A 14,643-nucleotide genomic window follows, 5' to 3' on the forward strand; every position below is an offset into this window, starting at 1 on the left:
AGCATACAAGGGATGCAGCAATCATTCAAATACTCTTTTTAATGTATATAATGTAGTCGCGCACACCAGGAGCACCGCATAATTCTCCCTGGAAGCATCATCAAGCACATATACTTCTCCCTGCTCAAAAAGTTGCGGATGATTATAGTTACGATACAGCTTATAAATAGCTCCCGCTGTCACCCTGCAGCCGGGGACTGCAGTCCGGATCTCCACATAATCGGCTTCTTCCACTACCAGTGTCGGGTACAGCTTGCTGCGAAGATCGTCGCCAGTCATGGCATCACCTTTCAGGTATACTTCTCAATGTCCGCAGGCGCTTAGGGCACTCTGCCTCTATTATAAGTATTGCCCGAAGCGGCAGCAATTCCATCATTAAGGCTGATCTAACGTTCAACAAAAAAATGCCCTGCCCCATAGAGGCAAGACATTCCTGTTGTACATATATTTTACTGCCCTTGAATCTCCTTGAACTTCGCAACATACTGTGCAGCCAGCTCTGTGATCTGGTCATAACGGCCTTCCTTGGCCGGTGCGGTCAGGTTGCCGCCGATGCCGACAGCGATGCAGCCGTTCTTGATCCACTTCTCCATATTGTTCAGATCCACGCCACCGGTAGGCATAATGTTCACATGCGGCATCGGCCCCTTAACCGCCTTGACATAGTCCGGTCCGAACGCACTGCCAGGGAACAGCTTCAGCACATCCACGCCCAGCTTCAGGGCTTCCTTCATCTCATTCAGCGTCATGCAGCCCGGCATATAAGGAATGCCGTACAGATTACACATCTTCGCAGTATCCTCTTCAAAAGAAGGACTGACCACAAATTCCGAACCCGCCAGAATAGCAATTCTTGCCGTCAGCGGGTCAAGCACGGTACCGGCACCAATCACGGCGCGGCCCCCGTATTCTTCCACCAAGCGCTTGATCGCTACTTCGGCTCCCGGAGTCGTGAAGGTAACTTCAATATTATTCAGTCCGCCCTCGATACAAGCCACCGACATGGCATAAGCATCATCGGCATTATCCGCACGGATAACAGCTACTACGCCAACAGAGGTGATATTCTGCAATACTTTGATTTTCTTCATGGTTGTTACTTCCTCTCTGGTTATATTCCACTTAAGAATATTTATTTAGATAAACTAATTTATCTATTTTACTAACTTCAGGCTTTATCCTTCTAAGAAAATAGTAATAACATTGCCGCCAACAGTCAATATATATTTATTTAGGAAGCGGTAACATCCCTTCTTAAATCGACTAAAACGCTTATATATCAAGGGTAAACGAATCTATCCGCCTGCTTTCTGTACAAAATATGCCCGCATATTGAGCATTGCTATATTGTACAAAACCGTTTTATGTGATAATTTCAACTTATATTCTATCCCAAACCATAATAACGTGTTCATTTTAGGAGGAACTATTCATGAATAAACAGCTGGATGCAGTCACCTTCGGGGAGCCGATGGCCATGTTCTACGCTAATGAAGCCGGCCCCCTGCATGAGGTCACTTCCTTCTCCAAGGCGCTGGCAGGTGCGGAGAGCAATGTAGCCACAGGATTATCACGCCTGGAGCATTTGACCGGTTATGTGACTAAGCTTGGCGAAGACAACTTCGGCCAGTTCATCACCTCGGCACTGAATAAGGAGAAGATCGATACCGCGAGCATCACAACGACCAAGGAATTCTCCACAGGTATGCTGATCAAATCCAAGGTACTGACCGGAGATCCCAAGGTCGAATATTTCCGCAAGAATTCCGCCGCCTCCAAGCTGAGCCTCGCCGACTTCAAAGAAGATTACTTCGCTTCCGCAGGCCATCTGCATGTGACCAGCATCTCTTCCGCACTCTCAGCTTCGTGTCATGAGTTCTCGCTGCATGCCATGGAGTTCATGAAGCAGCGCGGCAAGACTGTATCGCTCGATCCGAATCTGCGCCCGACCCTGTGGCCGGACACTGAAACTATGGTTGATACGATCAACGACCTGGCTACCCGCTGCGACTGGTTCCTGCCCGGACACGGAGAAGGCAAAATCCTCACCGGTCTTGAGACTCCGGAGGAGATTGCCGGCTACTATCTGGAGCGCGGCGTATCCCTTGTAGTAATCAAGCTCGGTCCTGAGGGCGCTTACTACAAGACCTCCGCTGGTGAAGAGGGTTATGTGGACGGCTTCAAGGTCGAGCAGGTTGTGGATACGGTCGGTGCCGGAGACGGCTTCGCGGTTGGGGTGATCAGCGCCATGCTGGAGAAGCTCAGCGTAGCGGAAGCCGTGAAGCGCGGCAATGCGATCGGCGCACTCGCCGTGATGTCGCCTGGCGATATGGACGGACTGCCGACCCGCGACGCGCTGGAAGCCTTCATGAGCACGGGCGTTAAGAAATAAACAGGCTCCCCGCAAGGGTGTGACTGTAACAGAAACTGCAACTGCAAAAAGGTGTCCCAGAAGCCGGTCGGCTTGGGACACCTTTTTGCGCACCATCAGAGATAAGTGTAGTTTGTGCAACTAAAAACAGGGAAATGGACGACTTCCCTCTTTTAACTGTAGTCTGTACAACTACATCTGCCCGGATAGGCGAAAATCCAGGTTCAGAGGCATTTTAATTGCACGAAATACAGCTAAACAGAGATTCGGCGGCACATGCGGCGATTTAGTTGTACGGATTGCAATTAAGCCTCCATCTTGCACCTGTTACCAACTTCTGCTCTTACATTCGAGTAGCTGATTGTATTTCCTGCAATAGAACATGCATAGCTGACCGTAAAATGAGATTCTATTGTATTTCATACAGTGGAATGTTGTGTTGTGGGTGAAAAACGGCCTTTTTTATAGCATTCCATTGTACTAAATGCAGTTGCTATTCCGGCTTAGCCGGAGGCTGCACCGAATCGCCCTGCTGCAAGGAAGGCGGGAATCTGTAGGTGATAGGTATCGCGCTATCCTTATCGTTGATCAATGAGAGCATAATCTTCGCTGCCTGCATTCCCATCTCGTAGGCGGGCTGGCGGATCGTAGTAATATCAGGATTATAGATCCGGGCGAATTCCGCATCGTCAATGCCGATCACTGACAATTGGCCGGGGATGGAGATGGCGTTGCGGTTCGCATATTTAAGAATCTCGCCCAGCACCAGATCATTGGCGGCAAGCAGCGCTGTAGGCGGCTGGGGCAGCTGCAGCAGTTCGTCCAGTGCGGAAGCGATATCTTCGCGCGATACACTGCGCATATACGAACCCTGCAGCGGCAGACCTGCTTCCTCCATCGCTTTTTTGTAACCGCTCATTCGCTCTTTGCGCGGGGTGATCGCATGTACGCCAAGCGGCAGGGATAGAATAGCAATCGCTTCATGGCCGTGGCCGGTCAGCTCCCGGATGGCGGTCTTCACCGCCATTTCATTATCCAGCAGCAGGCTCTGGGTCGTAATGCCGTCAACCAGCCGGTCCATGAAGACCAGCGGATATTCCGCTTCAATTAGTCGGGTGTAAGGCGCAGGCTGATCTCCCGCCGGGAAAATAATCAGGCCATCCACCTGACGGGCGACCAGCGTCTCCACATAGGTATTCTCCTTATCTGCATTCTCATCAGAGTTGCAGATAATCACCTGGATGCCGTGGCGCTGCAGCTCATTCTCAATGGCCCGGATACACTGAATGGACAGCGAATAATCTATATTGGCTACAATAATGCCGACCATATGCGTGCGGTTCTGCTTGAGGCTGCGGGCAAGCCCGTTGGGCTGGTAGTTCAGCTCATCGATGACCTCGGCAATGCGGTTTTTGGTCGCCTCACTCATATACTTGAACCGTTTATTCAAAAATTGCGAGACTGTGCTTTTCGATACACCCGCTTTCTGGGCCACATCCTCAATAGTCAGCTTCTTCATTGATCCCGCTCCACTCTTCGATATCGAACTCCAGAAGTAAACACAAACCAAGTTTACTTAGAGAGATTATCAAAAAGTATAGCTTTTTTTTAGTAAATTATCTATATGATTAGATTGAAAATACGAAATAACTCACCCGGTTAAGACGCATTCGCACTACAATAAGGGCCTTGCAGTCCGCAAGGGACATAGATAACAGGCAAATGATCATTTTTCTATTGAGGAGGCATCAATTTTCACACCGTATTCCTCATACCACCAGTCGTAGAACCACTGTTCGCCCGTCTTCATATCAACCTTTGTACTCCGCTGCTCTCCGTTAACTTCGTAATGGACAATGGTCACAAGATCTTTAGAATCAAGGGTAAGCTCTCCATAATGAAGCCTGGAGGGTCTTTCTACATTCTCTGTAGTGATTTCGGCCGAAAGTACCTGAGCACTGCCAGTTGCAATATCATACAGCTTATTATGCTGTGTATAACCGCCTCTTCCATCATCCGTATAATAAACAACCAAAAGCTCTGCTTTTTCGGGATTAACAGCCATAAATGATTTATAGACTTGATACGCTTCATCTGAGACTAGTAGCTCTCGGGGAACAGGAATCTTACCCTTTCCTGCCTGTCTGACATCCATTACATACAGCTTGGCCCCTGACCTTTTCTGATTCTCTCCAATAGTATAGCTGCCGCTGAAAAACAAAAGATAATCTCCCGCTCCAATTAAGCCTCCTAGCGACAAATAAGACTGCGCACCTCCGGCGTATAAAGGAAAGACATACAACCGCTGTGCTGAATCCTTAGATAGCTCCGGATGCCCTTTTGGAGTCAGATAAAGAGTATACGGCTCTGTATTATGTGTGTATTTAGGCTTGAGATAGTCAACCATCGGTGGAGGGGGTGACCAGACAATTCCAGCAGAGGTCTCAACAGCCATCGCAGCAGCCTTATTGCGGTCTAGTGGAAGAGGCATATAGTACTTAAGACCGCCTAATTCAAACTCTGCCGATATCTCGTACAGGCCCAGTCCTTGCGGAGACGCCGAAGGAGACACCGACGGCGTAACCACAGCCGCTCCCGAGCCAGGCTTAAAGACCGCTGCCAGACTCCCTGCCGGATCAAGCCCGGCCCCTGGGCCAAACGGCCAGACCAGCGCTCCAAGCAGCAGGATGGCTGCCAGTCCGCCGAAGGCGGCCATACGGCTGAAGCGGCGGCGGCCGCTTGTACGATTAGAGGATTCATGGGCAGCCTCTTCAATCCGCGCCATAAGCTGTGGCGTGAATCCCGGTTCTGCAAGCGGACTCCGTCCGGCTTGCTTATACCAGTCCTTCTCCCCGCTCATCACCTTCACTTGCTCATGCTCTTGTCTTGTCTTCACAGGTCTTCCTCCTTCATCGCTGCTCTCACTTTCATTCTGGCCCGTCCGAGCCTGGATTTGACCGTCCCCTGCGCGATCCCAAGCAGCGAGGACAATTCAGCGACCGACAGATCCTGCTGGATGTCCAGCACCAGCACCTCCCGGTATTTGTCCGGCAGCTCCATGATGATCTCCCAGATGCGGTTCGCGTACTGATTGCCGATAGCCTCTTGCTCTGCGGACAGAGTGCTTCCCTTATCCTGATGGTTGCCCAGCGGAGTGAACCTCCGCCAGAAGCTGCTCTTCCGTAAGCTGAACGCGGTGTTGCGGGTGATGGTGAGCAGCCAGGTTTTCAGAGTGGACTGCCCCCGGTACTTACTCATGCTCTTGTAGGCCTTAAGGAATACCTCCTGGCTGATATCGTTCGCCTGCTCCCGGCTGCGGGTTAAGAAAAAAGCATAATTCCATACATCCGTTCCGTAAGTCTCCATCATCTCGCGCAGCGATAGCGATGAGGCACAGGTCATGCTATACGTTAGTTCTTTACTCTGCATGTTCTCTCCCCTCTCCCCTAATAAGACTCATGCGGCCCGAAACGGTTCCCTATTTATGTATAAGTTTAATTTAAACGCTACCAAAATTCGCAGACCATTCCCCCTCTCCAAATGCCCCATTCGGACCATTCCACAGCGCAGCAAAATGCTTAAAAAAAATACTAATTAATTATAAGAGAATAGAATGCAGGCGGGGCGTGGGATTGGCGGTTTTCACCTGCAGTTCGGGAGGCTGGAGAGGGCTGTTCATCTCTTGACTTTTCAATATATGGTAGTAAAATGATTAAACGTTACTAAATATAGTGTATATAAGTGCTAAGCCCATAAATCTAGTAAAACCGCTATTGTTCATTTGTCAAGTAGAATGGGCTACATGTTATAGGAGGTTAGGAGCCATGTTGATTGCTTACGATTCCAAGACCGGCAACGTTAGAAGATTCATTAATAAACTGAAGCTGCCGGCGGTTCAAATCGAAGAGCATATGACGATCGACGAGCCTTACGTGCTTGTTACATACACCACCGGATTTGGACAGATTCCAGAGAAGGTGGCTACGTTCCTTGAGCAGAACCATTCCAGACTCAAGGGTATTGCCGCGAGCGGCAACAAAAACTGGGGTGAGTTATACGCGCACAGCGCAGATCTGATTGCAAAGCGTTACAATGTACCGGTGGTCGGCAAGTTTGAATTGTCGGGAACCTTCGGGGATGTACAGCGCATAAAACAGGAGGTGGACCGGGTTGCGGCATATTGAATTAAATAACATGTTGATGAAGAGAGACGAAAGCGGCTTTTTCCAATTGGATAAGGACCAGGAGGCGGTAGCCGAGTTCATGCGGGATGTGGATCAGCGCAGCCTGACATTCACGGATACGAAAGCCAAGATTGATTATATGATTGCCAATGACTACTACGAGGACCTGTACGACCGCTACTCCGCTGCTGAGATGGAGGATGTCTACCGGATCGCCCATGAATATAATTTCCGCTTCCCTTCCTATATGGCGGCTTCCAAGTTCTATACCGATTATGCCGTCAAAAGCAATGACCGTAAGCAGTACCTGGAGCATTATCCGGACCGCGTAGCGGTAGTGGCTCTACATCTGGGACGGGGCAACGTGGAGACCGCCCGCACACTGGCCCGCTCGATGATGGAACAGCGCCTGCAGCCGGCGACACCAACCTTCCTCAATGCCGGTAAAAGCCGCCGCGGCGAGATGGTCTCCTGCTTCCTGCTGGAGATGGACGACTCGCTCAATTCGATCAATTATGTGCTGAATACCTGTATGCAGTTGTCTAAAATCGGGGGCGGCGTTGCCGTCAATCTGTCCAAGCTGCGCTCACGCGGCGAGACGATTAAGGGTGTTGAGGATGCGGCTAAAGGCATCATGCCTGTCCTGAAGCTCATGGAAGACGGCTTCTCTTATGCGGACCAAATGGGCCAGCGTAAGGGTTCGGGCGCGGCTTACTATAATATTTTTGGCTGGGATGTACTGGAGTTCCTGGACAGCAAGAAGATTAACGCCGACGAACGGACACGCCTGAAGACGTTGTCTATCGGTCTGATCGTGCCTAACCGCTTCTACAAGCTCGCACAGGATAATCAGCCGCTGCATGTGTTCGCTCCTTACACAGTCTATCAGGCGTATGGTACGCACCTGGATGACATGGATCTGGACGTAATGTATGACACCCTGCTCGCTGACCCGCGTGTGAAGAAGAGAATCGCCATGAGCGCACGCGATATGCTGACCAAGATCGCCATGATCCAGCTTGAATCCGGCTATCCATATATTATGAACAAGAGCAATGCTAACGCTGCTCACGCTTTGCGAAATGTGGGTCAGATCAAGATGTCCAACCTGTGCACCGAGATTTTCCAATTGCAGGAGACTTCAGAGATTAACGACTACGGACAGCAGGACGAGATCCGCCGCGATATCAGCTGCAACCTGGCTTCCCTCAACATCGTGAACGTGATGGAGCACGGCAAGATCCGTGAATCCGTACATGAAGGTATGCTCGCACTGACGGCTGTCAGCGATATGACAACTGTCTCCAATGCTCCGGGCGTGGCTAAAGCGAACAAGGAAATGCACTCCGTGGGCCTGGGCGTAATGAACCTGCACGGGTATTTTGCCAAGAACAAGGTGGCTTATGAGAGTGAGCAGGCCCGTGATTTCGCACGTACCTTCTTCATGACGATGAACTACCACTCCATTGAGAAAAGCATGGAGATTGCCGCCGAGACCGGTGAGACGTTCTATGGCTTCGAGCAGTCCGACTACGCAAGCGGCGTGTATTTCGACCGTTATATGACTACAGACTACCGTCCGGTTACGGCAAAAGCGCAGGAGCTGTTCGAGGGGATCTACATTCCTACTACAGAGGATTGGAAAGAGCTGCGTGACAAGGTGATGAAGCACGGCCTGTACCATGCTTACCGTCTGGCAATTGCGCCGACTGCGAGCATCTCGTACATCCAGAATGCTACCTCGAGCGTAATGCCGATTGTAGAGCAGATCGAGACCCGCACGTATGCCAACTCGACCACCTACTATCCAATGCCTTACCTGCGACCGGACAATGTGTTCTATTATAAATCCGCCTATCAGATGGATCAGTTCAAGGTAATTGATCTGATTGCGGAGATTCAGCCTCATATCGACCAGGGTATTTCAACAGTCCTGCATGTGAACAGTGATGTCACCACCCGTGAGCTGGCCCGTTCTTACTTGTATGCGGCGCACAAAGGGCTGAAATCCCTGTACTACACCCGGACCAACAAATTGTCTGTCGAGGAATGCCTGGCCTGCTCCATTTAAGAGGGGCACAGGTACAGAAAGGGAGAATATACGATTATGAGCGCAATTCAAGCCGTGAACTGGAACCGTCCCGACGACGATTTCTCGCTGATGTTCTGGAACCAGAACATCATGCAGTTCTGGACCGATGATGAAATACCACTATCCGATGACAAAATGTCCTGGCTCACGCTAAGCGAGATCGAGAAGGACTCTTATATGAAGGTGCTGGGCGGATTGACCCTGCTCGATACGATTCAGGGCGGCGTAGGCATGCCGCAAATTATGGAGCATGTGGACGGCTTGCAGCGCAAGGCGGTCCTTGGCTTCATGGGGATGATGGAGCAGATTCATGCGAAGTCGTACAGCAGCATTTTCACCACACTGGCTTCGACTGAGGAGATTGACGGGATTTTCCGCTGGGTGGAGGACAATACGTTCCTGCAGTTCAAGGCCCAGACGATCTCGGAGTATTATCAAAAGATTGAGACCAAGAAAGACCTCTATCTGGCGATGTCCGCCTCGGTCCTACTGGAGAGCTACCTGTTCTATAGCGGCTTCTTCTACCCGCTCTATCTGGCCGGACAGGGCAAAATGACCTGCAGCGGCGAGATCATCGACCTGATCCTGCGCGATGAGAGCATCCACGGCGTCTATGTCGGCGTGCTGGCCCAGGAGATTTTCGAGGAGCTATCCGAAGAAGACCAGAGCGATGTCTACCAGACCCTGGTCGGCCTGCTGCGTCTGCTCCACGCGAACGAGGAGCAATACACCGAGCAGATCTACGCGCCGATAGGTCTGGTAGAGGAAGTGAAGACCTTCCTGCGCTACAACGCTAACAAGGCCATGATGAACCTTGGCCATGACCCGCTGTTCGATGAGGAAGAGATTAACCCGATCGTGCAGAACGGGATCAGCACCCACACGAAGCAGCATGACTTCTTCTCGAAGAAGGGGAACGGTTATGTGCGGGCTATGAATGTGGAGCCTTTGCGGGATGAGGACTTCCAGTTTTAAGATAAGCTGAATTTAAAAATCCGGCTCACATCTCAGTCGTCACTACGGAGAATATTTGGACTTCCGGCCGCTGTTGTATACAAATTTCCTTGATTAGACCGCCGTTCGCGGTAGAAATCCAAACCTAGCATATGCTGTAGATAGCGAGCTTTCCTACGTACGGAAAGCTTTCAGGCGGACGCTACCGCTCTTACAGTTCCAAAATTCCCCTCTGATCCTTTTTGCTTTTCGTTATTTTCTTTGATTCAACTTATGTTAGGTTGTTGTATAGTAGAGTAAAGCCCCGGCAGCTTGGACAAGCTGCCGGGGCTTTTTCTGTTAGATGCATCCAAGCTAGTACAGTGTCAGAATTATTATTGTGAATATGACCATTACCGGCTCTTAACGAACCAGCGTCTCATTCTCATAGCAGTCATTGGATGCTGTAGGCGCTGGAACGATAGCAGTTGCATTTTGTACAATGGAATATTGTAAAAAAGCCTTCAAAATAGAATCTATTGTATTCGGTACAATTGAATTTTGAAAAAGGGCCAATTTTCACCCAAAACACAACATTCTACTGTATGAAATACAATAGAATCGCTTTTTACGGTCAGCTATGCGTTTTCTAATGCAGGAAATACAATTACTTACTTGAATGTAGGATTAGAAGTCGGCAAAGGGTGCAATATCAGCCTCTAAAATTGGTTCACTTGCTGAGGGTTGCGTGCCCGGTTAGGGTGTAACCGACTCTACTTATGAGACCATATGAGTATTAGGACGTAGGAGTAGGGATGATCTTTTTACAGGAAAGAGGTGTGCGGAGTGGCTATACATATTCAGGAGTACGGAGACCCGAATGGGGATTATCTGGTGGTCTTCCTGCATGGCGGCGGCGTGAGCGGCTGGATGTGGGAGAAGCAGGTCGCGGCGTTCGACCGTTATCATTGTCTGGTCCCGGATCTGCCGGGGCACGGGTTCAGCCGGGAGGATAAGGAATTCACGATCTGCAGCAGTGCGGAGGAACTTGTATTACTCATAGAGGAGCGGGCTAAGGGACGAAAGATTGTTGTTACCGGATTCTCACTGGGTGCACAGGTGTTGGTTCAGATGCTGGGGATAAGACCGGAGATGATCGATTATGCCATCATCAACAGCGCGTTAGTGCGGCCGATTCCCTCCACCAGCAGGCTGATCGGGCCGGCGGTCAGACTGTCTTTTCCGCTGATTAAGTACAGATGGTTCGCGAAGCTGCAGGCTAAGACGCTCTATCTGGGCGAGGAGTACCTGGAACGGTATGTTGAAGAGAGCCGGCAGATGGAGCTAATGACGCTGATCCGGGTGCTGGAAGAGAATATGTCGTTCCGCATTCCAGCCGGGTTCAGCGAGGCCTCAGGCAAGATACTGGTTACTGTAGGTGAACGTGAGAAATCTGTCATGAAGCAATCCGCCCGGGATCTGGTGGCCGCCAACCCCCGCTCTATGGGCGTGGTGATTCCCCGGATGGGACATGGAGTCCCTCTGGCTAAGCCTGAGCTGTTCAATAAGCTGGTCGAGGCCTGGATTCAGGGCGGGGAGCTGCCCGGGGAATGCAGAAAAATTTGATCCAGGTGCCGCCGAGTGATGATTACTCCACTCCCTAGTTCAGATCCTCCCTGATTTTGTAGCGGACAGCAAAATAACTTAGGAATAGAATCGCCGCAATAGCCACTCCGAACGTGTGAATCAGGTCAGCCGTGCTGCCTAAATCCTTGACACGTACGAGCGTGTTGATCAGCAGATATTGCGTCAGATGAGTGCCCGTGAACTGATTCTCAAGCGCCCCAAGTACCATCCCGATCACATTCAGGGCCAGAATGAAGCCGGCGCTCAAGCTGATGAGCAGGTTCTTAGTCATCATAACAATGCATAGAACAAGCAGGGAGAACGCCCAGTGCAGCAGGAATTGGCTGGCCAACAGAGTAATGAGCATGCCCAGTTCTCCCAGATCCGTCGGACCCATAAACAACCTCCTGCCGATCCCGTCTGCAATTAGCAGGGTCAGGAACAGTATCGTAATGAATAGGGCGAGAATCGCCATTTTGGAGAAGACAGAGTGGATTCTTGCCTGCCGCATGGAAACATAATTCTTATGGAATCCGGAATTCCATTCGCTCATATAGAAGTAGATCGTGAACACCGCAATATAGATCAGCATCCATGAAGGCGGCTGGGAGATGGTGTGCTGGATGAATTCGCTCTCCGTTAAGCTGCTGAGCATCGGACGGCCCTCCACCGGCTGCTCGTATTGCTTCATCATATAGATGCCGAAGATCTGAAAGGCACAGAACAAGAGCAGCAGCAGGTACATAATCTTGTTCCGCGTGAAGCGGTACAGGTCCATCCGCAACAGGTTAATCATGGCGTTCACCTGCACTTTCCGTGCGTTCCAGGAAATATTGCTCCAGGCTCTGCTTATGTCTTGAGATGGAATCTACCATTATCCCATGCTGCGCCAGTTCCTGGACGATCTGCCGGATGCTGATATGCTCGTCGTATACATACACCGTGCGGCTGTCCACCACTTTATATTGTGTAATCTTCAGCTCGCGTTCCAGCACCGGGAGAGTCTCCCGCGCTTCCTCCACGCTAATCTCGATCCGTTCCTCACAGCGCTGCTGTAATTGTTCCTTGGAGATCACCTCGGCGAATTCTCCCTGATGGATGATGGCATACTTGGTGGCGATTTTGGAGAGCTCCTCCAGTATATGGCTGGAGATCAGAATCGTCAGACCCGCTGCGTTCAGCTCCAGGATGAGCTCCCTAATCTCTACAATCCCCTGCGGATCAAGCCCGTTAATCGGCTCATCCAGAATCAGCACATCGGGACTTCCGAGCAGAGCCACCGCGATTCCCAGCCGCTGCTTCATACCCATGGAGTAGCTTTTAACTTTGGCGGTATTCTTAGGGTCCAGTCCTACGAGCCGCAGTAATTTCTCTATCGTGGTATCCCTGTCACTTAGACCATATGCGATGGCGAGCAGCTTCAGGTTCTCATAGGCCGAGACGTTCGGATATAACCCGGGCTGCTCAATCAGCACCCCCATCCGCTCAAAAAAAGACTGCCCCCCCGCCGCCGCACGGTTGAAGAAATGCAGCTCTCCCGAGGTTGGATACACCTGTCCGCTGATCATTTTGAGCAGGGTAGATTTGCCCGCACCGTTCTTCCCGATGATGCCGACAATCTCTCCTCTGTAAATTTTGAGATTGGCATTCCGCACTGCTGCTTTCGAGTGGTACATCTTGGTCAGTCCGCATAGTTCAATGATGCAATCTGTCATATCTGCCACCTCCTTACCCTAAGTTAACAGGATGAAGACTAATAGTTCGCCAACAAAAGGTTAAGAAAGTTCAAAGTTCATCATGGACTCAGCCGGAAGCCGATGCCCCAGACCGTATCAATATAGGCTTCGCTGTCGTGCGCCTTGATTTTATTGCGGATATTGCTGACATGTACCGTTATCGTCTTGTCCTCGCCCAGATAGATCTCCTCCCAGGCCAGCTCATAGAGATCCTGCTTCGTGAACACGCGGGAGGGATTCCTGACCAGCAGCTCGACAATTCTGAATTCCTGGCGGGTCAGTGAAAGCTCAGTTCCATGAATCCTGACACTGTAGGCCGTGCAGTCCAGCACCAGATTTTTATGCCTGAACTCCTTCAGCGGCTCACCGGCAGCCGTCCGCTGGATATGGACATGGATGCGGGCAATCACCTCCTCCAGCTCAAAAGGCTTGGTCACATAATCATCAGCGCCCAGCGAGAACAGATCCAGCTTATGATCCAGCTGATCCTTGGCCGAGAGAACAATTACCGGAATCCGGCACTTCAGCTCCTCACGCAAACGGTGCATGAACGCCTCGCCGGACAGTCCGGGCAGCATCAGGTCCAGGACAATCAGATGATAGTCCTGCTCCGCCAGATTTAGCATCCCTTCACTGCCTGAATAGGACTGGGTGCACTGGTACCCTGCGGCGGTAAGCCCGTCATGCAGAATTGCGTTAATATGCTCGTCATCCTCAACGATGAGAATGCTCCGGCGGTGCCCGTTATCCTTGAGATGGGTACTCACGGCTATGCTCCTCCCCCCTTTTTGAGAATCCGATCAATATACTGAAGGTATCCGCTGTACACCCGGCCTCTGCATGCCCGTTCATTTTCTCCATCAGCGCTTTCACAATCGAGAGTCCAAGACCTGAGGAATGCCGGGTACGCGCCGGATCTTCTTTGTAAAAGCGGGTAAATATCTGCTCCGTATCCACTCTTCTACCTGCCTTAAGATGATTAGTGAAGCGCATACACAGCATATCTTGCCTGTCTTCAACCTCTAGGGTCAACGGACCTTTGCCGTGGATGAAATAGTTGCCGACGATATTGGTAAAGATTCGTTCCAGCGCATGGAGTTCCCCCATCACCCGGGGAGAATGCTCCGGCAGCTGAAGCTCAGGCTCATTCCCGGACCGGGTGAAATCATCAATGAACGTGAACAGATTCCGCTTCAGCACCTCCATAACGTCCACGGGCTGCAGCTCCAGGCTGTATTCGGGATTCTGCAGCTTGGTATAAAGGAACAGCTCATCCACCAGCTTGATAATCTGCTGTATTCTCGACTGGGCAAGCGCTACGTACCGCCCCTTCTCCTGCTCCGCCTCTGTCCGCAGCGCCAATTGAAGGTAACCATCCAGCGATGTAAGCGGCGTCCGGATATCATGCGACAGACTGGTAATCGCCAGATTCATCTCCTGATTCTTGCGGCTGAACTGTTCTCCCATCGCCCGCTGGCGGCTTAACAGGTTATTGCACTCCCGCACCAGCCTGCCGATCTCCCTCGGCTTCAACTGGGTAGCTACCAGCTTACGGGATTCATGCTCCATGATAAAAGACAGCTGGCTGCTGATCTGACTGACCTGTCTCCGGTAATTCAGCAGGTAGATCGTCTGGCCGATCAGCAGCAGCAGGAGTCCTGCCAGAACAAAAAGGATAGGATCAACTCCTCTCATATGATT

14 protein-coding genes are annotated in these 14,643 nt (G+C 50.9%); 5 read left to right on the forward strand and 9 right to left on the reverse strand.

Annotated elements, in window-relative coordinates; translation table 11 throughout:
- Positions 1–21: 21 nt before the first annotated feature.
- Both C162_RS01310 and C162_RS01315 read right to left on the reverse strand, forming a co-directional pair.
- Positions 22–279 (reverse strand): hypothetical protein, encoded by a 258-nt coding sequence (locus tag C162_RS01310; RefSeq protein ID WP_036690464.1) that lies wholly within the window; start codon positions 277–279, stop codon positions 22–24.
- 170 nt (positions 280–449) lie between these two features.
- Positions 450–1,091, reverse strand: a complete 642-nt coding sequence (locus C162_RS01315) for a bifunctional 2-keto-4-hydroxyglutarate aldolase/2-keto-3-deoxy-6-phosphogluconate aldolase (RefSeq protein ID WP_036690465.1) — start codon at positions 1,089–1,091, stop codon at positions 450–452.
- Between the two features lie 341 nt (positions 1,092–1,432).
- On the opposite strand from C162_RS01315, the gene C162_RS01320 reads away from it, so the two are divergent.
- Positions 1,433–2,392, forward strand: a complete 960-nt coding sequence (locus tag C162_RS01320; RefSeq protein WP_036690467.1) for a sugar kinase — start codon at positions 1,433–1,435, stop codon at positions 2,390–2,392.
- Between the two features lie 472 nt (positions 2,393–2,864).
- Here C162_RS01320 and C162_RS01325 read toward each other — a convergent pair whose 3' ends face one another.
- The 3 genes from C162_RS01325 to C162_RS01335 form a co-directional block, all read right to left on the reverse strand.
- On the reverse strand, positions 2,865–3,890 hold the full coding sequence (locus C162_RS01325) for a LacI family DNA-binding transcriptional regulator (RefSeq protein WP_036690468.1): 1,026 nt from the start codon (positions 3,888–3,890) through the stop codon (positions 2,865–2,867).
- Between the two features lie 207 nt (positions 3,891–4,097).
- A complete protein-coding gene (locus C162_RS01330) occupies positions 4,098–5,267 on the reverse strand; it encodes a hypothetical protein (RefSeq protein ID WP_036690470.1) in 1,170 nt (389 codons plus the stop codon).
- Complete coding sequence (locus C162_RS01335) at positions 5,264–5,800, reverse strand: RNA polymerase sigma factor (RefSeq protein ID WP_036690472.1); 537 nt, start codon at positions 5,798–5,800, stop codon at positions 5,264–5,266. Before C162_RS01335 ends, C162_RS01330 begins: the two co-directional genes overlap by 4 nt.
- 395 nt (positions 5,801–6,195) lie before the next feature.
- On the opposite strand from C162_RS01335, the gene nrdI reads away from it, so the two are divergent.
- The 4 genes from nrdI to C162_RS01355 all read left to right on the forward strand — a co-directional run bounded on the left by nrdI (position 6,196) and on the right by C162_RS01355 (position 11,206).
- Complete coding sequence (nrdI, locus tag C162_RS01340) at positions 6,196–6,555, forward strand: class Ib ribonucleoside-diphosphate reductase assembly flavoprotein NrdI (protein ID WP_036690473.1); 360 nt, start codon at positions 6,196–6,198, stop codon at positions 6,553–6,555.
- A complete protein-coding gene (nrdE, locus tag C162_RS01345; RefSeq protein WP_036690475.1) occupies positions 6,542–8,626 on the forward strand; it encodes a class 1b ribonucleoside-diphosphate reductase subunit alpha in 2,085 nt (694 codons plus the stop codon). Before nrdI ends, nrdE begins: the two co-directional genes overlap by 14 nt.
- 36 nt (positions 8,627–8,662) lie before the next feature.
- A complete protein-coding gene (nrdF, locus tag C162_RS01350; protein WP_036690477.1) occupies positions 8,663–9,622 on the forward strand; it encodes a class 1b ribonucleoside-diphosphate reductase subunit beta in 960 nt (319 codons plus the stop codon).
- Between the two features lie 804 nt (positions 9,623–10,426).
- Positions 10,427–11,206, forward strand: coding sequence for an alpha/beta fold hydrolase (locus C162_RS01355; protein WP_036690479.1), 780 nt, complete (start codon positions 10,427–10,429; stop codon positions 11,204–11,206).
- Between the two features lie 34 nt (positions 11,207–11,240).
- On the opposite strand, the gene C162_RS01360 is transcribed toward C162_RS01355, so the two are convergent.
- The 4 genes from C162_RS01360 to C162_RS01375 form a co-directional block, all read right to left on the reverse strand.
- The gene (locus C162_RS01360) at positions 11,241–12,002 is read right to left on the reverse strand and encodes an ABC transporter permease (RefSeq protein ID WP_036690481.1); all 762 of its coding nucleotides are present in this window, start codon (positions 12,000–12,002) and stop codon (positions 11,241–11,243) included.
- A complete protein-coding gene (locus C162_RS01365; protein ID WP_036690482.1) occupies positions 11,995–12,921 on the reverse strand; it encodes an ABC transporter ATP-binding protein in 927 nt (308 codons plus the stop codon). Before C162_RS01365 ends, C162_RS01360 begins: the two co-directional genes overlap by 8 nt.
- An 80-nt stretch (positions 12,922–13,001) precedes the next feature.
- Complete coding sequence (locus C162_RS01370; protein ID WP_036690484.1) at positions 13,002–13,709, reverse strand: response regulator transcription factor; 708 nt, start codon at positions 13,707–13,709, stop codon at positions 13,002–13,004.
- Entirely contained in the window at positions 13,687–14,637 is a 951-nt protein-coding gene (locus C162_RS01375) for a sensor histidine kinase (protein ID WP_036690486.1), read from the reverse strand. The genes C162_RS01370 and C162_RS01375 overlap by 23 nt, the downstream gene beginning before the upstream one ends.
- Positions 14,638–14,643 lie beyond the last annotated feature (6 nt).

Source organism: Paenibacillus sp. FSL R7-269, from assembly GCF_000517865.1.
Classification (GTDB): Bacteria; Bacillota; Bacilli; order Paenibacillales; family Paenibacillaceae; genus Paenibacillus_AQ.